This is a genomic window from Haloarcula sp. 1CSR25-25 (assembly GCF_032027985.1).
Taxonomy (GTDB): Archaea; Halobacteriota; Halobacteria; order Halobacteriales; family Haloarculaceae; genus Haloarcula.
The window spans coordinates 134,930-156,886 of sequence record NZ_JAHYBW010000010.1; the positions used below are offsets into that span (position 1 = coordinate 134,930).

Here is a 21,957-nt window from a genome sequence, read left to right on the forward strand (position 1 = left end):
ATTCCTTCCGCTTTGTTGGTTAAGTTTTTCAGCGCCCGCGGAGGGGCGGAGGCGCGTTCTGACCTCCGTCGAATGATGACTGAATCCTATCTCACGACGGTCCTCGAGGAAGCCGAGCACGTTGCCGAGCAGCACGACCAGGTCGCTCGATCGACAGACAACCAAGCCCACGAGTACCTCCGATACGCCGTCCTCCGAGTGCTTGAAGGCGAGTCGGACCACCTCCCAGGAGACTGGACGCCGATCGACGGCGTGACCGTCGGCTACGGGAGCGACGAGGCGATGTACGACAGCTGGGGCTCCAGCGAAGACTGGTGGGAGACCGTCCCGCCGCAGGAGGCGTGTACCCGCTTCCGGGTGTTCTTCCCGGACGACCACCAGACGGTTCCCCGCGACATCGTCGACGTGATGGCCGCGCTGGGTGCCTGGCGAGTGTGGACCGGGAGCGCAGCCTCGTGCGGCTCCTACGACCATCGCGAGCGCCGCGAGGTCCACTACCTCTGGCCGGAAGGCCATCCGGCGGAGGAAGTGCTCAACGAGCGGCTCCGTGGCCCTGCGGACACCGTCGCGCCGGACGGTGGCCGAACGGGCGACGTTCGCGACCGGCTGGTCGTCGACGAGAACGACCAGTCACGGGACGATCTCGAGCCCCGCACGAAGCGTGCTGTCGACGAAGCGATGGACGTCTCGCTCCTCTCGAAAGGTGGCCGCTACGAAGTACAGTCCGCGTCCGGAAACTGGTACGAAGTCGACGTCATCGACGAGTCGTGTACCTGCCCTGACTGGCAGCAGCGCTCACCCGAAGGCGGCTGTAAGCATCTGCGTCGCGTCGATCACGAAATAAAACAGGGTCGTGTTCCACGTCCGGATGGGCGCCTTCCAGCACCCTCGAACTAGAACGAGATCTTCTGGAGCGCGTGGTAGTGTGGCGGCACACTAGACTTTTTACGGCCGGTCACCTACCGGGAGGTATGAGCAGCGACAGAATCGACGCCGAAAGCAAGGTGTCTGGAAACCAGGCAAACATCCCCGCCCGGATTCGGCGTGAACTCAATATCGACGATGGCGATCAGCTCCATTGGCATCTCGAGGACGACGGGAGCATCCGAGTCCACGTCATCCAACAGCAAACGGGCACGTTCGCCGACTTCGACGGCTATGCTGGTGAGGAGCCGACCGATGTCACGGGCGAGCACGACGCCTGGGGCGTCGACGTCGAGTAAATGCCCCGTGCACTGATCGATACGACAGTCCTCTTTGCCGCCGCATACCGGCGGGATGGATCTCACGACGTTGCGCTCCCGGTGCTCCGAGGCATCGACGATGGAACACTACCAGAAGCAGTCGTCCTTGACTACGTGCTCGCGGAAACGCTCAACGGCCTCACGACCCACGCCGGCCACGACGCAGCCGTCGATCTCCTCGATCGAATCGAAGAAAACGCCCGCTTCCACATCGACTCGCTCACTACCGACGCCCTCGCGACAGGGAAGGCCCTCTTTCGTCAACAAGAACCCCTCTCCTTCGTCGATGCCTGCATTGTCGCGTATATGCAAACCGAGGGGCTCGGCTACCTGTATACGTTTGACGACGATTTTGACGCTGTTGAAGATGTCTATCGGCTCGAGACAGCAACGAATCCCTACGACCCGAACTAACCCTGGGAGACGCCACGACTGGCGACGGAGTTCGGTCTCAGGAGAGTCGCACCTCGTAGTCAGCCGCCAGCTCTTGGAACTCGTCCCATGCCGGGAGCCAGTCGTCATCGACCTCGCCGTGCGTCTCGAGGTAGCGCAGCAAGGCGTCGGTTTCGTCTTCGAAGTCATACTTCACCGCCTGTTCTCGGAGATTCTCTTCGTCGACGTCGACGTGGCTGAGCAGGAGGAGACAGTACGAGCGGTGGCGGCTGCCGTCGTCGATTAACAGCGTGTGACAGCAGAGCTCCGCCGGCGAGACTTCGTCGAGGTCCTCGGAGTAGACGTGGTAGCGGTGGCCGGTGAGCAGGAACTGGAGGTCGAAGGCCGCGAATCGAGCGAGGCCAGTTTCGTGGAATGCCTCCGCGTCGATCTCCGTCTCGGCCTGGGCGAGGAATTCGTCGTAGTCCTCCCAGAGAATCGTGCCCTTCGGGGCAACGGCTTCGAGGCGTTGGCGATGCAGATGGTGTGCGAGTTCACTGGCAAACTCGTGGAGGCGGTCGAAGTCGGCGTTGAACTCGTAGTGGCCGTCGGCCGTCCCGACGAGACCACGGTCACGAAACCGCTTGAGAACACGGTTGATCGTGTTGCGGTAGTTGTCGCTCTGGTCGGCGATCTCGGAGACGGTTCGCGGCTGGTCGAGGTAGTACAGCACCTCGAGTGCCTTGCCGGTCAGCAGGTCGGGGAACTCGATATGGGAGTGCTGGCGGACAAGGTCCCGATAGAGTTCGACGGCGCGAGCATCCGACGGGACGACTCGTTTTCGCCGGCCATCGCGTTCCGTGTAGACGAGCCCCTTCTCGACGAGGTCGGCGACGGCACGAGAGAGGTAGCTCTCGCTGTGGTCGAGTTTCGTCGCGAGCTCGGAGATTGTGTCGCCGCGGTCGACCGTGGCGAGGACCTCGAGTTCGATTCGCCGGAGCACGGTGTAACATAGTACGAAACTTGTTTATAAAGAAGTTTCGAGTAGTGTTACAACGAGCAGACACGAGAGCCGTCTCCACCGTCTTAACCAACAAAACTATGGATTAACGGGCTGTGTTGGTTAACACGAGAGGAGCCGATGTCCTACGAACCCCCGACCCCACCGGCAAACCTTCCGACGCAAATCGTCAACACGCTCAATGAAGCCACACCGGAACATCTTCGGGACGTTGCCAGCTACGCCGAGGCGTTGGCCGAACACAAGGAGCGTGAAGCTCGTCTTGAGGAGGATGCGGACGACGCCGACGTCGAGAAGCGCCCCAATGACCTCCCGGACGACGTGCCGGCGAAGGCGACGATCACAATCAAGGCAATCAACGACAACCGCTACTACTACTGGCAGTGGCGGGAAGGAGATTCGGTGACGTCGAAGTACAAGGGGCCAGTGAATCCCGACGAGTAGACGAGATTGAACTGTAGTCCGATGTTTTTTCAGTATCATTAGAGACGTAGCAGGCGACACCCCACAGAGTGTGAATGGGTCCGGTCAACCCGGACGAGTAAAACTCGATGAGGGAGGACACCCACCCCACGTTTCCGTCGTAACTGGATGTGGGTGGAGGGGGTGACGCTGATTTTGAAAGGACCATACCCCCCGTTTTCGAGTTGTAAATGGGAGAGGGAAAGGAGAAAGCACAGTACATCGACCGCCACGTCAAATCTCTTGGCTCACCCACCCCCCGTTTTCGAGTAGTAACGAGACATCCCGAGGAATGGCACCCCCCATTTTCGAGAAGTAAGTGCGAGGAGAATACTGGCGAGATTAGTTTTTATTCCGGAACTGCTTCAGCCGTTCGCGGACAACCGCGCTGATAGTCGCCTCTTCGTGAGCTAGATCTTCGAACCGGGAATCCTCACGGATCGTCTCCATGATCGTTTCCGGATCCTCGGAGAGGGAGAAATACATATGCACTCCTCTGCCTCGCCCCTTGCCCCGACGCTCGAAGTCCAGTACACCGTACGTACTCTGCTCTGTGACGTGATTTACGAACGTCTCGCGACTGTACTGGTCCGCATCCATCGTATCAGCAATGAATTGATACGTCTTGAACGCAGGTCCAGCAGGGATCCACTCAGGATGTTCTCTTGCGTAGTGGGCAGTGGCCGCCACAGCGTAGATGGAGAGTTTCTTTTGAGTCGAAATGCCGCTGATATGGCGGAGCTTGCGGTTTTCGGTGTATTTTTCCTGAGCATCACGGACATCAGTCTCGATAACCGTGTCAGCCCCACGCCGCTCGGCTAATTCACCAGCCCATCTGAGGAGATCAATCGCTTTCCGCGCATCCCCGTGCGTTTGGGAGCCGAACGCAGCAACAAGCGGAACAACGTCATCTACAAGTGAGTCTGGCTTGAAGGCGTCCCGCCGGTTGCGGAGAATACTACGGAGTTGGTTCGCATCGTAATCGTCGAAGAAGATGTCGTCAGGGTTGTAAGAACTCTGTGCGCGGCTGTTGAGGTCCTTCATAAAGTCGGCGTAGTTCGTGATCGTCGTGAGCGAGATGGGACCATCAAAGTCAGCGAGTTTGCGAGCCCGTGAAAGCTGGTAGATGAGAGAATTGTACTCTGCTTCCTGATACGGCCCCTCGAGCATATCGATCTCATCGAGAATGAAGATGACACCGTCGTAATACTCTCGCATGAGTTCGTACAGTCGCTCCAGCTTCTGATCCGTTGAGACACCGGTTTGGGGAACACCAGGATCAACGCCGAGGTCGTCGGCAGCAGCTTTGACTAACCGATAGACAGCCCGATCTGCAGTCTTCGGCCCCTCGCAGTTGACTGAAATGACCCCGAAGGTCTTGCCTTGGGATTCACACAGTTCTACGATCTGTTTGCAGACCGCATGAATGATGAGCGACTTCCCAGTTCCAGAAGGACCACTCAGAAGCATATCCGGGATCCCTTCATTCTGGAGGACCGGTTTTAGATTGTCGACGACACGGCCTAGCTGGTCGTCACGACCGACGATACGGTCCTCGTCGATGATGGTATCTGACCGGACGAGGTCTTTGTTCGCGAAGACCCCGCCGGACGACTCGGTTTGGAGCCGATCACGAATTGAAATGCCGCCACCGTCGCCATTAGTTGCTTCTTGAGACGAATCAGCGGGATCTGATTCGTTTTCGAGGGTCGTTTGTGACGTGCCAGGAGACGCCACCTCCTCATCCGTCGATTCAGGAGTTTCAGGATCAGCAGCAGAAGATTGATCATCCTCCTCACCTGCCGGATTATTCGATCCTGCTCTACGTCCCTCTCGTCCCATTATGAACCCCCTCGAACTCTGGGTATAAAAATATGGACCCTTGTGGAGTTGTAACCGGGCGAAAACAGGTCATTTAACGACTACACCCCGTATCTTCTGGATGAGTCAGATACCGTCTTCGGAATCTATCACCCTCCGTTGTCGAGTTGTAACGGTTTGACAAAGCTCGCTGTCGTCGATCTTCCTCGATGACCCGGACCCCCCGTTTTCGAGTTGTAAGATGTGGGGGCGGTAATACACTTGGTTCGATGTTTCACTCCTCACGTTGTAAGGTGAAGTGAGTCGAGGTGGGTCTCGGAGCAAAATCCACATAATCCGGATTTTGTGAATGATGCCCAGGGTGATACGGTCTTTTTCACACTCCCCGTTTTCGAGTAGTAAGCGCCAGAATAGTTGCGAAAGAACGACGCTCGTAGAATCTGTCCACGAGTGAGAGGAATGCCGGGTTTCGGACATGATTGCTGGTGAAGCTGCTTTGGTAATCTCGAATCTTTCACCCCCTCCCCCCTTTTTCGAGTTGTAAGTCACGGGGGAACAGGCCATCCAAGACATAGTGTAACAAGAGGTGAGGTAACTAAAATTGGTGTAGAGGCGGTGAGACGTGATAATACACGGAATGAGAATCGCGAATGAGATGAAGTCGTCCTCTACATCCCGTGACATCAATCGTCTACCTCCACTAGACGATATATTTTCTTTGTCTCCAGTGCGGTTATAGTAAGGTGACTTGTAATATAAACTTTCGCATATCTAGATACAAGTTAGAAGATTAGACACTCAGCCCCTCTATCGTGCATATTCGTCAATATCAGCTGCTTTGCAGTCCCTCTTGCTGTTCACCCTCTCCCTGAGGCCACGAGTTTACAACTCGAAAAAGGGGGGAGGGGGTTCGTCAGGTCCAGTCCGTGATATCGACTACACGTGTTCCGTTGAGCTCTCGTCGGATATCGTTCCGATCCCAGTCAAGAGGTGCCAGTGTTCTCCCGACAGTTCGGACCAACTGCGACTCGTAGTACGAGGCGTCGTAGGTCTCGATCTCCTCGTGTGCGAGGGCGACCCGGTCTCGCGAGGATTTCTCGTCGTCGACGACCACTCGCGGAAATTCAAGGTTTCCGGGATTTCGGAATCAGGTCACGGGGGTGGGAACTCGTTACACCGGGATTTTGCCAGTCTTCGGCTTCGTGTTCACTCCAGGGGATGAGGTACACTCCGTTGTCAGCGCGACTTTGACAGTCCAACTCATCCCTCAAGTTATTCTAGCGTTCTTCGATTGTATCACCAGACTGTCGTGGGCCCAGACTAGGAGCAGTCAGGCCATTCCCACACATACTCTCGACTCTTGCGCCGGTCGCTTTTTGGCATTTGAAGAGACTCACAGAGGTCGCAGGTCTTGAATTCGGACTCGGGAATTAGTTCTATGAGCTACTCCTTCCAGATCCGAATTTCAGCCGCCTTGATGTTGTTTCGTTCGTTCTCTACTGTGGAACTGTTCCTGTTGAATTCCCACTCTCGATTTTCGTTACGGCGCCATTCAGCCAATATTCGGAAAATTTTCTTCACGCGTTCACGATGGCACGATCTTTGAGGGCGAAATTCAATCTATGACAAAGGAACCGATTGAGGTACTCGACGACCTGGCCGACTAGGTCGCCGATGAATTCGAGGCGTATAGACAGCCGGATGAATTCAAGGATGTCTCGCTCGTGATTGAGAACAGCGACAAGGAGCGTCCGACGCTGATCGTCCACGTCGATAGGGAGTATGCGGAGTCCCTTGCCGACTGTATTGATGGGTTCCTCCGCGAGCACGGTGCTCGTACTGAACGGGAACGATACTCAGCTACGGATGTCCGTGTGTTAGCGACGGTCGATTGATACCGCCACTCCAATTTTTTGACTGACTGTAAGCACCGCTGAAGAGCGCCATATATTTGCTTCCGATCAACGAGCTCCACCGCTTCAGCTCAGGTGGTCAATGTGCGCAGTCAGATACTCTTGAAGAGCGGTGACCGTTTCTTCTGAGACAGCTGAGGCCCCGAAGTCACTCTGAAATCCGTGCTTGAGTTCGTCGCTCTCTAAGATTTCCAGGCCACGCTCAAGTTGCTCCCGTAGCGCGTTGTCGTCACTGTACCTCCGCTCACCTCCTGTTGGTGGCTGTGTTCGTACAGGTAGTCGAAGGACCACTGTGCCTCCGTCTGGCGACACCCGAGCCCGTTCACTAGGAGATCGAAGCCGATCGGCTGCTGCGGCGTGAGCCGCTTCTCGTACTCGATTACTTCGGTGTCGTAGAACCATTTCTTGGCGTGGCTGTCCGTTTCCTCGAATCCCTGCTGTTCGAGGAACTCGACGAAGTCAGCTTTGGAGTCCGGCGCAACGACAATATCGAGATCCGTGGAGAAGCGAGCATTGAACGCTGAGACAGCGTAACCGCCGACGAGAACGTACTCGTGGCCCTCTTGGGTGAGCTCATCGAGCAATTCGATGAGCGCGTCACTGCGGTTGTTGAAGCTCATGGCTGTGCCTGTTCAGTCTCTGGATACGTGACACCGAGGTCGAGGTCCTCGTACATCCGGTCGAGCATCGCCAGCGCCGACTGGAACTGAGCGTAGTTCTCGTGCATATACTCGATTGTCTCTGCTCTCGGAATCACCGGGTACCCTTCGACGTGCTCGATATCGAGTGACGCGCGTGGCTCGAGGACGATTTGCAGCGGTTCGTCCAACTCGTCTCGGGGCTGTCGCTCGAATGCGGTAGTAAGGCCGAATGACTCAAAGAACGCCTCCCAGGCGTCGACATCCTGCTCACGAACAGCGAGGAACAATGGATAGTCGTTGGGCTCGCGACCGACCTGGTAGCCGCCCTGAGTCCACACGTAGACGGCGTCGATCCGCGTGAACGCGAACAGCCAGTCACTGAACTGTGGGATGACGTACGTTTCCTCGATGGAGGGTGGACTGACGCCGGCGCTGGCAGCGACGAGCTCGAGCGCTGCGTCGCGTACGCGCTCGTTGACTACAGTGAGGCCGTCGTCATAGATGACGTAGCCTGCGTCTTCCAGCCGATTAACGGCCTGTCTCACCGTCTCGTACGGAGTGTGGAGGTGTTGGGCGACACGGCGGATGGAGTCACCACTCTCGATAGCGAGGATGACTTGCGCCGCGGTGTCGTCGAGAACCTCGTACATCTGGTAGTTACCAATAATCTGGTAACTATTAAAAGTCTTACTAGAAGGTTGGATCGAGCGGCTCTGGCTGAGTTCTATCACTCAGGACCCTCCTATTGAATGGCTGGAGATTGTAGACCTCATAGCCAATCTACATAATGTGAATAATGTAGATAATTTAAATTGGCTATGTTTGATTGGTTGGTGTGGATGGTAAGGATCGCGATGTATACGTATGAAATTCTGACAATCTAAATTATGTAGATTGCGTAGGGTCGACGGTGATTATGACAATTGAGGTTGTGCCAACAATCTACGAAATGTACGAAATGCAGATTGTGTAGGTAGCGTACGCAATCTGTCTGACGCAGAATTAAGGTGGACGAGCTTCATTGACCGCGTATGACCGATTCGAAATTTACATTATCAACAAAACTCGCGCAACCCTCAACATCTACCCAATGTACATTACCTACAAAATGTACAAAATCTGCTTCTTACGGGGGTGCTGAGCTATGAGTGCTGACGAGTTTGAAGGGCTCCCCGGAGCAGCTGTCTCGTTGCTCAAGGGAGGGGTAGGGAAATCCACGATCGCGCTCAACATTGCTGATCGACTCGCTGCTCGTGGCCATGAGACGGTACTATTGGATCTGGATAAGGACGGGCACATGACGACCCAATTGGGATACGACGATGCGTACGACCGAGATGCGAACCTCGGTGACGCCCTTATCGATGGTGAGGACCCCGAAGACCTGCTTATCGAGACGGACTTCGGCGTTCACCTCCTCCCGTCGAGTAACGAACTCGAGAATGTTGAGACGAGGCTGAAGGACGAACGGTTCGCAGACGTGAAGCTTCGGCGGAACGTCGTTGATCCGCTCATCCAAAACGGATACGACTACGTGATAATTGATGCCGCAGGCGGCCGTGGGAAACTCTCAGACAACGCCCTCATCGCCGTCCAGCGCGTCATAATTCCGCTGATTCCCCGTGCTGGCTCGATCAATGGCCTCAATAAGATGATTGAACGCCAGATCTCCCCAATCCGGCAGAATATCGGGTTAGATATCCTCGCAGTTACTCCGAATATGATTCGTGAAACGATGGGACAACGCAACGAGCATCGGACTCTCGTTGAAAATCTCAACCGAGAGTTCGGTTCGTTCGTCCCTGAGTACGCTCGTGTGGACCCGGAGACCTTTGACGCCCTCGGTGATTCGGGACGCACCATCGATAATATTCCGAAGCCGGGGATTCGCGAACGGACCGCAATTTCCCGCGCCTTCAAGCAAGGAATGCCCGTTTCGGAGTTCGACGAAGATTGCGACCAGATTCCGAATTTCGACCACTTAGCGGACCTCGTGGAGGAACACAGCCATGCCTAATGAGGATGACCGTTTTGGGGACGTCGCTGAACAGCTCAAACAAACGGAGGAAGGAGCTGAATCGGATGACGACGAACGTACTGACACTCAGGATGAACTGCAACCGGATGAAGAGATAACTACTGGGGACACAGAGTCGGAGATTGAGTCCATTCCTGAGCAGGATGAAGAGGATGTGGACGAATCCACCGGTGGACCGGCCTTCCCCTTTGACGAGACCGATATGCACGGCTTCTATGTCCGGGAGGACACGTGGAATGGCGTCACCCGGATGCGATCATCGGTAACTGCTGCGTGCTCTATATTTGATGTTCCCGAATTTGAAGGAAGAGAGTTTCAAGATGCGTGTCTCCGAGTAATTGCGGACCACGGTGATGAGGTTGCCCTCCAGATCCTCCAGGAGCGTGGTATCGAAGCCGATGAGGAACGTGTCCAGGAAGTTGTGGAGATGCTGAGCGAGCAAGCTACGAACGACTAACATTGGATTTGGGTGATTTCCCTCATCATTCAGATTTCGTGCGCATTGTACAATATGCAGATTGTGTAGCAAGCTATCTGCTTGAAGTCTCGCGATTATTCTCGGAACCGGGTCCAAACGGCGGCCGCGGAGAAGTTGAGACCGGTCGTATTAATGCATACGACTCAAGCTCCTGTCTGTTCAGTACTTCAGAGTTCGTCGGTCAGCTTGTTGATTATGTTGGAGACTTCGAGCTCCCGGTAGAACCGATTGGCCGCTGTCTTTCGACGAACCGTATAACAATCAATGCTGAGTGGCCAGCATATGGTGAGGTACCGCTCTACCACTGGGTTCCGGTTGGCGGTTTTGAATGCGATCTACGGGCAAATTGAAACGAGGCCCTCCAAGGGAAACTCAGTCGATCACATCGACAGTCGCGTAATCTTGTCTGATGGCGGTGAATCAGATCGAACTGATCGTGGGGCGTCTTCGAAGCGCTGGTAGCGTTGGCTTCGGGATGGACCGTCGCTGTCGGCGGCAGACTGCCGCCGACGCGACAGTGTCGCCACTCACGACCGCTGTCCGTACCGGTGGACAGCTACCGGAAGAACCGGTCGTCGAGTGGCTGGTTCGCTGGAACAGCCCTGCGCACACCAAGCGCTGTCCAGGCGGCCCGCAGCACCATCTCACAAAACTCCGTGAACGGCCACCTCCAGAGGCGGCGCCCCGCCGCGGGGGGCGCCGCCACGTACCTCCAGTGAAGATACCGCCAGCTGTTCTGGAGCAGCAGGCACACGACAAACATCACCAGCCGTAGACCAGCGTCCTGAGAACTGGTGAATGCGAGGCTCTGTTTGGCTAAGCGGTAACTCGACTCGATGCCGAAGCGTTTGCTGTAGTGCTCTCGGGCATCCCGTGGCGTGTCGATAAACGGCGCGTCAGCGGCGTAGCCGTGACGCGCCACCCCGTGTTCGTCGTATCGTCCCTGCTGGTAGACGCAGTCGATGAACACGGGAAAGGTCACCTCGCCGGCGAGATCGTGTTCGATCTCGCGGCTCCAGCCTTTGCTGAGTTCCTCTTGAATCGTCTCGCCCCACTTGACGATCGGCATCACGTAGGCGTAGTTGTGGGCGTACAGCAGTCCGAGACAGGTGCTGTTGTAGAATCCGCGATCGAGGTAGACGGCCTTGACGCCGAGGTCAAGGCCGTCGAGGAGTTCGAGGAACTCAGCGAGGACATCGCTGGTGGTGTCGCCAGCGACGAGCTGGCGCACCGCCAGCGTGTACCGCTTGTTGCGTACCCGCGCGTAGAGAGTCGCATACGCGTGAAACGTCGTTGTACCCCGTTTCGCCTCCGAGAAGTACAGCGCTTCTGTCTCGTCTTCGTCGCCGTAGTAGGGATCGAGGTGGAGGTCGGCGACGACCTCCACCGGGCGATCCAGGAGTGTCTCAAGCGCATCTCGTTGGAGGAGCGTGTCTCCAACCGCCTCAACAGTGTCAAGGTCGAACTGGTCGGTGAGATGCCCCCGGACGGTGTTGGCGTGCGGTGAGTCGTCTGTCGTTTCGCAGACGTGGTTGATCGAGGTCTCTGCCGTGGCCTCAACGTCCTCACCAAGGTCTATCGCAAGCTCCTCGTCGAGGCTGTTGACGACAAAATTAAGCAGGTGCTCTTCTTCTATCTCGCTGTCTGCTTCGGTAGCTTCCACACCCTTCCCAAGCAGACACTTTCACTCAAACCCGATGTGATCGACTGATTATTGGTAGTTCTCGCTCCGGGCGTAGAAACTACCCTTCAAACCATACGCTTGACGGCTTTGTTGTGTGGAGATGGAACGACATTCACCTAGTGAATATATTCACTAGATAACTACATGTTCTCCCGTACCAACGGTTATAGTGCTAAGAGGCACACCATGCAGACGGCCTATCCGATCAGCGGGATAGTACCGATGACCCCGACCTGATAGACGCTGATACGGAGTTGATGCATGGCCGTCTAGAGTTGCCTCTTAGTAGAAGGTGAACGAAATGAAGCAAAATAAACGAGACGTACCGGTCAAAGTCGACACTCCAGACGCCGTCGCCCGTCAACAGATGGACTTCGGTGACACGAGCGGTTACGGAGAGCTCAGTGGCGAATACTTCACGTTCGGTGCCGGGACGGATCTCACACCACTCCTAGAGGGACTTGAGGAGGACCTCTGTCAGTGTCCGCACTGGGGATACGTTCTGGAGGGATCGCTAACTGCCATCTACTCGGATGGGCGCGAAGAGGTCACCGAAACCGGTGAACTCTTGTACTGGCCGCCGGGGCACACGGTCCGGGCGAACGACGATTCCGATATCGTCATGTTCAGTCCACAGGACGAGCACGCTTCAGTCCTCGACCACGTGCAGACAAAACTGAGCGAGAGTGCATGATGGAAGAATCCACCGTAGTGTCACCGGATCCGGATCTGGTGGCGGAGGTCGTGTGCCCGCGCTGTGAGCGATCGGTGGAGGTTTCGGTGCCGGATCGAGAGATCGACCCCACGGTAAGTCCATATGTGGCCGCCTTCGGCGAGCACAGCGTCGTCCACTGTCCGGCGGGGCACAAATTCTGGGTGTACTACTGCTGAGATCGGACATCTCGGCGCCCCGATGGGTTCGGCTCGAACGAAGGATTATATACTGGGTGTGTGGATTCCTAGCATGGGTTCCGCGATTCAGGAAATCGAGTTTCTGGCACGGTCAGAGCACCGCGTCGCGACACTGCGGGCGCTCTCGGAAAGCGGACACGACCGGCGCGACCTGCGCGCTGTCACGGGGGCCTCTGACCCCACAATCGGACGGGTCATTCGCGACTTCGAGAACCGATCCTGGATCGTGCGCGACGGGCCGTACTACGAACTTTCACCGTTGGGTGAATTCGTGACTGAGCGCTTCTTCGAATTACGCGAGGGGATGCGAACGGCCGACACGCTCCGCGAAGTCTGGCACTGGCTACCCCGGGAGATGGAAGGGTTTGCCGTCGAACACTTCGAGGACGCCGTCGTCGCGTATCCGGGACCGAACTATCCGTACACGCCCGTCGAGCGGGTGACTCACCTCCTCGAATCGACTGATTCCATTCGCGGGCTCGGAACGACGATCTACAAGTCGGGGAATCTCGACGTGTTTTGCCGACGTGTGATTGATGGGATGGAGATGGAGTACCTCTACTCGCCTGCGGTACTCCAGGCGATCGTCGACTGGAATCCCGAGCTGACCGCCCGAGCGTTCGCGTGTGATAACTGCACTGTCTTTCTCCACGACGACCTCCCGGACGACACCCAGTGTGGACTCAATATCATGGATGACTGCATCGGCATCTGTGGTCACGATCCCGATACGGCCCAGCTCGAAGCCGTGATCGATACGACCTCCGCCGAGGCCCGCGAATGGGCAGAGTCGGTCTACGAGCAGTGCCGGACGGAGGCCCGCCCCTTCGAAGCCCAGGAGTTAGATAGCGCTGGTTTGGACTCAGCGGAGAAGCCGCTCCGTGTCGAACCACAGTAGATACTACCTGCAGTTAGGCCTGTTTTCCATCCATTTGTCAGCAGTATTTAGACGGTTTGTAGAGCGGCGAGATTCAACCATGGACATGAGAGCGGTTGGAACGGCTCGCCCCGGGCTACGCCGCCTGAGCGGTTCTCGTCTCTTCACCTCAGTCGTCGAATTCACTCCTCCTCTGGGTGGAGTCCTGATCCGTCTCGTGGGACTCGATATCGACAGTCAGCTTCGGGTCGATGGTTAGGGACCCGAACTCCTCGTTGAGATCTTCACGCACCACTCTGGGATACAGAGTGGTATCCTGCGGAGCTTCAATGGAGCGACGGGAATCCCGTCACGGGGTTCCTTGGGACCGATGGCGAGGTTACTGTCGAACGGGCCCGAGATGCGTTCCGCGAGGCTGGCTATCGGTATGAGAACGATTCGCTCTTTGGAGGGATAACATGACGTTACTCCAGGTCATTCTGCAAGTGGTCGTGGTCGTCGCTATCCTACACGTAATCGGCCTGTACACTCTGGCACCCATTCAAGACGTTCGAAGCACGCTCAGAGACGCTCGGAAGAATGCTCGTCACGTCGCCCCGACAGCACTGATTCTCGGTATCGTGCTCGTTGCGAACAGTCTCATCTGGGAGGCAGGCGTCCAGCTCTCCTGGTTCATCGGCGTGAACATCACCGGGAGTATACACGCGGTCGAAGGACGATTCGTCGCAACCGTCCAGTCGTTTGCGACACCGGAACTAACAATACTGTTTAGCATACAACCTATCGTAAAGTACATGTTATCATTTTAACCTAAATCTGATTTTTGATTAAATGGGTTACAAATATATCATCTGTACCAATCATTAGACAACTCGGTTGAGCATCCGTCGATAATCACGATCAAAATCACCTTGGCACGTTCTGTTCCACGATCCTGAGAACGATGCTGTTTCGGACATCATTTGACTCAAATCCGGCAGGCCCCATCCATAGTTTGCACGATTGTGAGCTCACAGTTTCCCGGTACTCAGTATCTCTACCATCCGTTTCCGCTTTTTTGGTGGGTTCGAGATTGTGAGTCTGGTCTGGAGTTCATCCATACTATGGTTGCGGGCCCTTGCCTTCGTGCCTTCACTGATGGCCGATGGGAGGTGGGTAGTAAATCAATGGCCGATTGAGCGGGGTTGATGTCGCGGGAGTGCGATTGTCTGATCTTTCGTTTCGGATGGAATGGACTACAACTCTGAGCCAGAAATTGCATCGGAAAGATTTGCCACGTAGTCGGGAAGAAGACACTGATGAACGCCGTTTCCGGAGAAGTCCCTCTCGAATTGTGCGGTCACCATAACTGAGAACTGCTAGTAGTTCATCATCGGCGATCCGGCCGATACTTACGAGTTTCTGTCAGAAACGGCGTGCAAGACGTAGAGAATGTAGTACGCATAGTATTCAAAATGCGATTCCCTGCGTAGGAGAAGGAAATTGCTGGACAAGTAATAAACATTGGGAGGGAGCATCACGACCTAACGATGATAGGTGATTAGCATTCCTTTCATTAAAGAAGACCGTCAACGTCTCGCGGTCAAAATAGCTGTGGTATTGGTGATTTCTCTATTAGTGTCCATTGCTGCTGGATATCGTACACGGTACGCCCCGGAGACAGTGTTTTTCCTGATCGCTGGCCTTGGTACACTTATTGCGGTAGTTCATCAATTCCATGAGAGTCCCACCGAAGGGACACGTGTCTATCCCGCCGATGAGATAGAAGAAGTATCCAAAAGAGCGACACGGAAAGTGATACGTGAGGAATTTGGAAATGATGCTTCATTAAATGATTTTGAACAAAACCATTCGATTGACGATCTTATTGCAAATCTGAGGGAAAGGGAGCCGATACCTGACATGAGTCCTACAATGCTAGAATCTAAAAATCACATACGGTCTATCGAATCTCTTTTACCCACCTCTGTAACACACGAACTAGATTCGATATACAACGAGAACCCGGATCTATTCCATCAAATAGCAGAGCAATATTTCAACACAACGGCCGAAGATCTCCCTGTGGGGGTTGTCGCTGAAATGGTTGGAAAGGCGGCATCTGACTACGATTCTAATATCAGGGAACAGTTGCAGCACAAACGCAACATCGAAGATTTAGATGAATCGCAACAACGATTGATTTCTCAATATTTAGGGATGGTCGCATTGCAAAATGCTTGGAGAGAAGATAACGCTGACGCGCTTGATTTCAAGGATTTACAGGATCTCCCATTTCAGGATAAATTAATTCTAATTGAAGCACTCACGTATTGGGCGCACAGTAGTGGTGAGGATCTCAGCGAGATTGACGATTCGGATCCCCGGCGGAAGCGTGCGACCGATATGGCACAAATACTACTTCAGAGCGAAGATATTCCTGACGAAGCATTCACGGATATCATTGATGATCCGGCGTCCGATGTATCTTCAGAGTAGCCGAAAGTCTCCCTATAGAATTGATATAAACACCTGTTCTCCAAGGGCTTCCGTTGAGAGCAGAATTGGCTTACTTCAGATTCGACTGGATTCGTGCACGATACGCGCTGTGTATTTAGCAGATTCACCTGGTAACATATTGCATCTGGAACTTCGAAGGACCAGTCCGGTCCAGGCTACCGGTTCCCGACCCCCTAGCCGCTACTAGTAGTTCTCGAATGTGGAATGCCGTTCCCGGCGTAGTCCCTGTTCAGTTGTGCGACTCCCACATCGAAGACCTACTAGTAGAACGTACAAAATAGGGATTTGCTCTCCTGCTGGCCGCTTTTATTTCACTACTACTGCGCTGGACTATCCGCTCAGTCAAGCATGCGTATCCATTGAATCCTACTTCTTGAGGTATATTTCTCGCCATTGTTAGCTGTTCCATCATAAAGCGTTTATCGCCATGCAAGGATGGGTTCATATGACCGTTATCTATCGATTCCGCTCAATGGACAATTTGCTCCACGAATACAACGAGCTTGAGGAGCAGGAACTTGTTCTTTCCTCACCGCGATACTTTAACGACCCACTTGAGGGGTATCAAGACGTGTTTTGGGAAGGGGATGAGGTCCTGTGGGAGAACCTGCTCCGACATTATTTATTAAATCTGCATCGAGCAGTCACTATCTGCTCGCTTGCTGACAATGACGAAGATCTATATGAATATGCCATAGAACCCAAACTCACCCGAGACGACCTTTCCAGCGATGAATATTGCCAACAATTCGATGCCATTTGTCTGTCATTTTTTGAGGAAAAAGGATTTGGAAGAATCTCCTCAAGCCTATCTTCCCTGCCAAAGCCTCTGAAGAGGAACAATCTCCAACAAATCTTGTCGTATATCCACCCCTCGGCACTTGAGTCTGTCTTGGAGGAGATGAGGGCCTTTGCTGATTTCCCCAATTTTACTAATTCTCTAGACTCTGAATCTGTTGAGGAAACGTTGGAAGCTCTTTCTACCATGATGGATAACGGGAACGAAGAACTGTTAGAATCAGTTTCATCGCAATTTGGCCCTCTCAAATCGCACACGCACCTTCGGCAAGCGGTGCAATCGGGGGTGGAACAACTTGAACTACGTCATAAAAAACATCACCTCTTACACAATTCGTTCCCCCGCCGGTACATTAGAGAAATAACCAACTCACTAATTCACACGAATTGGCACACATTGTGTTTCGCAACGGAATGCGCAAGTCCTCCGATGTGGGCTACGTATGCAGACGAACACAAAGGAGCCGCCTTAATGTTCCGCGCAGACCGCCAAACTGACGATTCATGGGGCGAGATGACCGTCAATGGTAGAACTGGTCAGGGAAGTTCGGGACCTATATTTGGGGATATTACAGCATCACTGCATGAGGTTGACTATGGATCTCCACCGCCAGAAGTGGACTTCTTTCGGTTTATAGGCACGCTCCCCCTCCCCAAGCTTGAGTCAGCATGGCATTCAACGCCGGATGGAAACACCAGTCAAATGATAGATGAAGTCTTTGAAGACCCGGATGCTTGGCGAGAAGAGCTATGGGAACATTTCGGCAGTATGTCAACGAGGAAGCTAGGCCAATGGGAACATGAACAAGAAGTCCGCATGGTGCTACCCGATCTGTCGGGTTCAGATGGGTCCCATCGAAAGGTTACATATGATATGTCTCAACTTGAAGGAGTTGTATTTGGTCTACGTACCAAGCTTGAGGATCGTTTTGAAATAATTCGAATCCTCTCCGAAATGAATCAGGGAGACGATTCCTTGCCTGTCGAGTTTTATCAGATGGTATTCGACGGGAACGAGTTCAAGAAGGTAAAACTGGACATATTCTAGTTTCCAATATTTTGTAGTCAGATTCTGACAGAGGGGTGCTCAAAAGCGATAAATGAGCCACCTGTACTGAGCATTCTGATTATCTGAGTGGGGAGTGAATCTGTGCATGATTCGTACCCTCTCCAGTAGGCCACAAAGTCATTTCAGAGATTGAGGTGGTCAATTCGGGAATCAGCTGCCGTCTGCTGGTTCTTGGCAGATTTACCGCTACTAGTAGTTTCTGAATGTGGAACGCCGTTTCCCGAGAAGTCCCTCTCCAGCTGCGCGGTGACCACACTAACGGATTACTATACTAAAAGCCAGAAGTTTCCATGGAGGAACTTCGGCAGACTGGTGGTCTCAGACGCCCACAATCCGGGGATCTCGGACAGAATATCCGATTACTTTTGACACTCAGTATAGTAGCGCTCGAAATTCGTTGAATGATGGATTCGCCGGGATTCCGGTACGCTGTTTCAAAGAATCCGCTTCATCCCCGTTCCGTCCAAGGGTTCGCGGATAGTCGGTCACAATAATGTCTCAGACACCGCTAGTAGTTTCGAAACCATCAAAGGCTGACACCGGTAGAATGTGAGGCGGAGAGCACAGGTGAGATTCGGAGTTGCGTACGGATTCCCGTCCCGTAACTCACCGTCGCCGATTAGTCCGGTATGTCGTATCTTAGTACGCGGCCGATGCCAGCCAGGATTTGAAAAACCCATTGCGGTGGGCTTACTGCGCGGATATCCTCTTCATGTTCTGTCGTTAGCATCGCTATCAACACGATATCACTGAAGCCCCCTGGAGGCAATGTCACTCCTCGCTCCGATACGAGCTGATGAAACCTGCGGAAGAACTCCTCGTGCTGGAGCGCGGGCTCGTGGATATTGATGAGCTCGACGGGCGTCTTGTTCCTGAACGTATGCGGCGTCCCTGGAGGAACGGTGTGTTTCTCGCCTGCGGGCACGTCCATCCACTCTCCGTCCTCGTACACTTCCAGAACACCCGAGAGCACTTCGTAGCTCTCCTCGGCGTTTGGGTGAGTGTGGACAAACGGGCCGTCCTCGGGGACGGATTCAATCTCAAATCGCATTTCCAACAGCTCGCCGTCCGTCTCCTCAGTCGATCTTGTGATTTCCCACCGTCCAGGGAAATCTCCCCAATCAAGAATACGATCCTGCCTGCTTTGCTCTGTGGCCGTCATGCTGTCGCCCCCAACCTGAAACGGTCGATGTGCGGGTTCGTGTTGTTTGGTGGTGTCATTGGCTGCCTCCTGTGGCATCCAACCGAGGTCTCGATATTTCTTTTCGGTTCTTCCACGAGACGGACGCCACGTCGTTCGGGGTCTTGCTCCGCTACTGGCAGACGATACTAGATGCGAGAGTGGACTTATGTGTTAGGAGAATAATATTTCTCTTATCGAACCGAGGCAAATACGGGTTACGAGGTAGCGGTTTCAGATCGAAGCCTTCGGTCGAGATCGAGGATGTTCATGTCGTCGTCCAGCGTGATAGTGAACGTACTCGTCTCGCCCTCGATAGTAATCGAGGCACGAAGCGGACCCTTCGAAACAGTGGTCTCCACACGGCTTTGAAGCAAGCTGACGGCCTCCTCGAAGGAGGGAGAATGGATATCCAGTTCTTGATTGTCTATCAATCCTGTCGCCATGGCCAGACCGGTGACAAACATTTCGACCGGCAACCGCTTGGCGAACCCGCAAATATCACACCGCATGTCTGCCCACACCGGGAACGGCGTCCCGCAGGTGGCGCAGGGCTGGCCCCCCTGACTTTCGTGACCATCACAGACCGTTACTGACGAGGAGATGTGGCCCGCACACTCCCGACAGATACCGTACATCATATAGGTAATATCCAGCGCACACCGGTAGAGGCCAGTTGCGAGTGCTTGGTCAGGGTTGCGGGTCGTCATTCCAGCGGCCGGATAACTCGTGAGGAAGAGCGTCCCCGTCGGTGCCTGGTCTCCGAACAATCCGTCGCACTCAGTACACCTGATCCGAAGCCACTGATCCTCATAGGTAGCCTCTACATGTGCTCCACATAACGGACAATCGTCTTCGATCTCCGTAGAGAAGTCGAGTCGGTCTGTTCCGGAAACAGCTATTACCGTTCTGGCAATTTGTTTGCCCGCACCGCTCAAGCGGTATCCATCGTCAGTGCGGCGGATGAAATGAGGGGCGAGTTGTGAGAGGTGGTAGTTGAATTTCCCATTATCGTCGATATCAATCTCATTTTGCAATTCGGAATACGACATCGTTGTAGCAGTATCAGAACCGTCATCGTATTCGTGAGCAGCGTCTGCACGCCAGAGAACCCGGATGATATCTAACCGGATTTCATTTCCTAGAATGGCAAAGGCCTCATTTGGCGAGAGTCCATCCAGGTTCAGATCGGGAGTGAACCGGGTTTGATCCATGGTAACTAATAGCGTGACAGAACGAATAAACGTACCTCCAGGAGTGTTCCGCAGGGTGATCCAATTACAAGATATCCGTACGTATTTACTAGAACCTCGACAACGGATCAGTCTGTATGGACGAACAGCGTACCGGTGATGTGTAGGATGCCGTGAGAGGGTTCGTATTGATATCAATGACCGATTTGATTACCTCATCCACCACCGAGTCGTGGAAATTCAACGTTTGTATGCGATGCCCATGCTCGCCGGCCCGTTCAAATGTTGAATCTGGACGTCCTCGAAGCCCGCCTCCTCCGCCCATGTCATGAACTGCTCGCCAGTGTAGTCGAAGGCATCACCGTAGTATACGAGCATGTTCAGCGACATCATCAGGCCCATAGTATTCTCCCGGCGTTCGTCGTCGATGATGTGGTCGATGGCGACGAAGGTTCCTCCAGGATTGACGGCGTCGTAGAACTTCTCCATGAGCGTCTTCTTCGTCTCCAGATTCTCCTGATGGAGTATCAGACTCGCTGTTACGAGATCAGCATCGGGGATGGTGTCCTCATTATAGTCGCTGCTGACTGCATCGATCTGATCCTCAAGGCCATCGGCCCGGATGCGCTCGCGGGCCAATTCAGTTACCTCCGGCAGGTCCGTCGTGGTGATCGAAAGGCGAGGTTCGCGTTGGACCACGATCCGAGACAGGTCGCCGAGCGCACCTCCAACGTCCGTCATCGAGTCGTAGCCCGAGAAATCGAACTGCTCGGCGAACGCAACGAAGTTCCCCTTCGACAGACCGGCCATCCCTTCAGCGAACGCCTCCAGTTCCATGGGATCATCATACATCTCCTCCCACAATGGCTCGCCCGTCTCGTCGATAACACCTTGCGGCTCGCCGGTCTGCAAGCTATCTTCGAGCCCTCCCCACACGTCGTAGGTTTGCTGGTTGAAGATGTTGATCGCGCCACCGATGTAGCGTGGATCGGCTTTGTTCAGAAATGCCGCAGTCTCCGGCGTGTTCCGATACCGGGGATTGTCCCCGTCGTCACGTTCGAGGAACCCGAGCGACGCGAGCGTGTCGAGGAAATCTCTGGTCGCCCGGGGGTGCAAGCCGAGTTCCCGTTCGATCTCGGAGGCTCGAAGCCCTCCGTCTGCGAGGACGGTGAAGAGTTCTAGGTCGACGGCTGCACCCAAAACTTTCGTCCCCCAAAATCCGGTCGCAACCTGCATGATGTGTTCCGGACTCGGTTCGGTTTCTTCGGGTGTGTGTTCTCTATCATCTGGTGTGGTTTCTGCCATGATTACTCACCGTGTAGTCGGCCGACGTCGGTTGTGCTTCCGCGTCACGTTCTACGTGATACTCTGTGCCACTGGTCGTCCACGAGGTCGTTCAGCGGGCATTGGCAGCCGGCATCGTGCCCTCACGACTCACCTTCTGATACTATTGGGCGGACCAAAAGTATAATCTGTATGAAATTTCAGTAAGCATACTGTCTGTCTGATCCACCTTGTTCGCCGTGTCTTGGCGACACAGGTGCGTTGCTGGTTACGGCGCGATTCTGATGACGCGGGGGATGGGGTTCGAAGTCTCTACGAAGTCATATGTAAAAACCAAGACTTGGACTCGGACGAGATTCGAATCAGGCATCGTATCCTGGCTCTGTCTGGTCGGGTAAACTCGGTTTGCCGTCCGAGAAAATTGATCGCGAACCTGGCTTCGTTTGTGACCGGGTGATAGAACAGGTGGAG

General features: G+C 54.3%; 21 protein-coding genes and 2 pseudogenes. 12 read left to right on the plus strand and 11 right to left on the minus strand.

What is annotated here, in order from left to right; translation table 11 throughout:
• The first annotated feature begins 75 nt into the window (after positions 1-75).
• The 3 genes from KZ498_RS21650 to KZ498_RS21660 all read left to right on the plus strand — a co-directional run bounded on the left by KZ498_RS21650 (position 76) and on the right by KZ498_RS21660 (position 1,658).
• Entirely contained in the window at positions 76-897 is an 822-nt protein-coding gene (locus KZ498_RS21650) for a hypothetical protein (protein WP_312621532.1), read from the plus strand.
• Between the two features lie 74 nt (positions 898-971).
• On the plus strand, positions 972-1,223 hold the full coding sequence (locus KZ498_RS21655; RefSeq protein WP_312621534.1) for an AbrB/MazE/SpoVT family DNA-binding domain-containing protein: 252 nt from the start codon (positions 972-974) through the stop codon (positions 1,221-1,223).
• Positions 1,224-1,658 carry a PIN domain-containing protein gene (locus tag KZ498_RS21660; RefSeq protein ID WP_312621536.1) on the plus strand — a complete coding sequence of 145 codons (435 nt, stop codon included), beginning with the start codon at positions 1,224-1,226 and terminating at the stop codon, positions 1,656-1,658. It abuts the gene before it with no gap.
• 37 nt (positions 1,659-1,695) lie between these two features.
• Here the strand turns inward: KZ498_RS21660 and KZ498_RS21665 are convergent, their stop codons facing one another.
• Positions 1,696-2,619 (minus strand): helix-turn-helix domain-containing protein, encoded by a 924-nt coding sequence (locus tag KZ498_RS21665; RefSeq protein WP_312621538.1) that lies wholly within the window; start codon positions 2,617-2,619, stop codon positions 1,696-1,698.
• 138 nt (positions 2,620-2,757) lie between these two features.
• On the opposite strand from KZ498_RS21665, the gene KZ498_RS21670 reads away from it, so the two are divergent.
• Complete coding sequence (locus tag KZ498_RS21670) at positions 2,758-3,081, plus strand: hypothetical protein (protein ID WP_312621540.1); 324 nt, start codon at positions 2,758-2,760, stop codon at positions 3,079-3,081.
• Positions 3,082-3,441: 360 nt separating this feature from the next.
• Here the strand turns inward: KZ498_RS21670 and KZ498_RS21675 are convergent, their stop codons facing one another.
• The 5 genes and pseudogenes from KZ498_RS21675 to KZ498_RS21695 form a co-directional block, all read right to left on the minus strand.
• Positions 3,442-4,941, minus strand: a complete 1,500-nt coding sequence (locus KZ498_RS21675; protein WP_312621542.1) for an AAA family ATPase — start codon at positions 4,939-4,941, stop codon at positions 3,442-3,444.
• 892 nt (positions 4,942-5,833) lie between these two features.
• A pseudogene (locus tag KZ498_RS21680) lies at positions 5,834-6,037 on the minus strand (DNA polymerase I); the annotation flags it as partial.
• Between the two features lie 460 nt (positions 6,038-6,497).
• Entirely contained in the window at positions 6,498-6,749 is a 252-nt protein-coding gene (locus tag KZ498_RS21685) for a hypothetical protein (protein ID WP_312621544.1), read from the minus strand.
• Positions 6,750-6,899: 150 nt separating this feature from the next.
• Positions 6,900-7,453: pseudogene (locus KZ498_RS21690) on the minus strand (nucleotidyltransferase domain-containing protein).
• The gene (locus KZ498_RS21695) at positions 7,450-8,124 is read right to left on the minus strand and encodes a helix-turn-helix domain-containing protein (RefSeq protein ID WP_312621545.1); all 675 of its coding nucleotides are present in this window, start codon (positions 8,122-8,124) and stop codon (positions 7,450-7,452) included. The pseudogene KZ498_RS21690 and the gene KZ498_RS21695 overlap by 4 nt, the downstream one beginning before the upstream one ends.
• 494 nt (positions 8,125-8,618) lie before the next feature.
• Here KZ498_RS21695 and KZ498_RS21700 point away from each other — a divergent pair, with 494 nt between their 5' ends.
• Entirely contained in the window at positions 8,619-9,491 is an 873-nt protein-coding gene (locus KZ498_RS21700; RefSeq protein WP_312621546.1) for a ParA family protein, read from the plus strand.
• Positions 9,484-9,969: a hypothetical protein gene (locus tag KZ498_RS21705; RefSeq protein ID WP_312621547.1), complete on the plus strand. Its 486-nt coding sequence runs from the start codon at positions 9,484-9,486 to the stop codon at positions 9,967-9,969. Before KZ498_RS21700 ends, KZ498_RS21705 begins: the two co-directional genes overlap by 8 nt.
• Positions 9,970-10,546: 577 nt before the next feature.
• Here the strand turns inward: KZ498_RS21705 and KZ498_RS21710 are convergent.
• On the minus strand, positions 10,547-11,653 hold the full coding sequence (locus KZ498_RS21710) for an ISH3 family transposase (protein WP_312621549.1): 1,107 nt from the start codon (positions 11,651-11,653) through the stop codon (positions 10,547-10,549).
• A 388-nt stretch (positions 11,654-12,041) separates the two neighbouring features.
• Here KZ498_RS21710 and KZ498_RS21715 point away from each other — a divergent pair, with 388 nt between their 5' ends.
• The 3 genes from KZ498_RS21715 (at position 12,042) to KZ498_RS21725 (ending at position 13,484) form a co-directional block, all read left to right on the plus strand.
• Positions 12,042-12,368: a cupin domain-containing protein gene (locus KZ498_RS21715; protein WP_312621551.1), complete on the plus strand. Its 327-nt coding sequence runs from the start codon at positions 12,042-12,044 to the stop codon at positions 12,366-12,368.
• On the plus strand, positions 12,368-12,565 hold the full coding sequence (locus tag KZ498_RS21720) for a hypothetical protein (RefSeq protein WP_312621553.1): 198 nt from the start codon (positions 12,368-12,370) through the stop codon (positions 12,563-12,565). Before KZ498_RS21715 ends, KZ498_RS21720 begins: the two co-directional genes overlap by 1 nt.
• 73 nt (positions 12,566-12,638) lie before the next feature.
• Positions 12,639-13,484 carry a transcriptional regulator gene (locus KZ498_RS21725; protein ID WP_312621555.1) on the plus strand — a complete coding sequence of 282 codons (846 nt, stop codon included), beginning with the start codon at positions 12,639-12,641 and terminating at the stop codon, positions 13,482-13,484.
• 148 nt (positions 13,485-13,632) lie between these two features.
• Here the strand turns inward: KZ498_RS21725 and KZ498_RS21730 are convergent, their stop codons facing one another.
• Complete coding sequence (locus tag KZ498_RS21730) at positions 13,633-13,755, minus strand: hypothetical protein (protein ID WP_312621557.1); 123 nt, start codon at positions 13,753-13,755, stop codon at positions 13,633-13,635.
• 166 nt (positions 13,756-13,921) lie between these two features.
• On the opposite strand from KZ498_RS21730, the gene KZ498_RS21735 reads away from it, so the two are divergent.
• The 3 genes from KZ498_RS21735 (at position 13,922) to KZ498_RS21745 (ending at position 17,808) form a co-directional block, all read left to right on the plus strand.
• Positions 13,922-14,272, plus strand: a complete 351-nt coding sequence (locus KZ498_RS21735; RefSeq protein WP_312621559.1) for a hypothetical protein — start codon at positions 13,922-13,924, stop codon at positions 14,270-14,272.
• A 727-nt stretch (positions 14,273-14,999) separates the two neighbouring features.
• Entirely contained in the window at positions 15,000-15,941 is a 942-nt protein-coding gene (locus KZ498_RS21740; protein ID WP_312621560.1) for a hypothetical protein, read from the plus strand.
• Positions 15,942-16,434: 493 nt separating this feature from the next.
• Positions 16,435-17,808, plus strand: coding sequence for a hypothetical protein (locus tag KZ498_RS21745; protein WP_312621562.1), 1,374 nt, complete (start codon positions 16,435-16,437; stop codon positions 17,806-17,808).
• 640 nt (positions 17,809-18,448) lie between these two features.
• Here the strand turns inward: KZ498_RS21745 and KZ498_RS21750 are convergent.
• The 3 genes from KZ498_RS21750 to KZ498_RS21760 all read right to left on the minus strand — a co-directional run bounded on the left by KZ498_RS21750 (position 18,449) and on the right by KZ498_RS21760 (position 21,507).
• Positions 18,449-18,991 carry a cupin domain-containing protein gene (locus KZ498_RS21750; protein WP_312621564.1) on the minus strand — a complete coding sequence of 181 codons (543 nt, stop codon included), beginning with the start codon at positions 18,989-18,991 and terminating at the stop codon, positions 18,449-18,451.
• Between the two features lie 236 nt (positions 18,992-19,227).
• Positions 19,228-20,223, minus strand: coding sequence for a hypothetical protein (locus KZ498_RS21755; RefSeq protein ID WP_312621566.1), 996 nt, complete (start codon positions 20,221-20,223; stop codon positions 19,228-19,230).
• A gap of 219 nt (positions 20,224-20,442) precedes the next feature.
• A complete protein-coding gene (locus KZ498_RS21760) occupies positions 20,443-21,507 on the minus strand; it encodes a methyltransferase (protein WP_312621568.1) in 1,065 nt (354 codons plus the stop codon).
• Between the last annotated feature and the right edge of the window lie 450 nt (positions 21,508-21,957).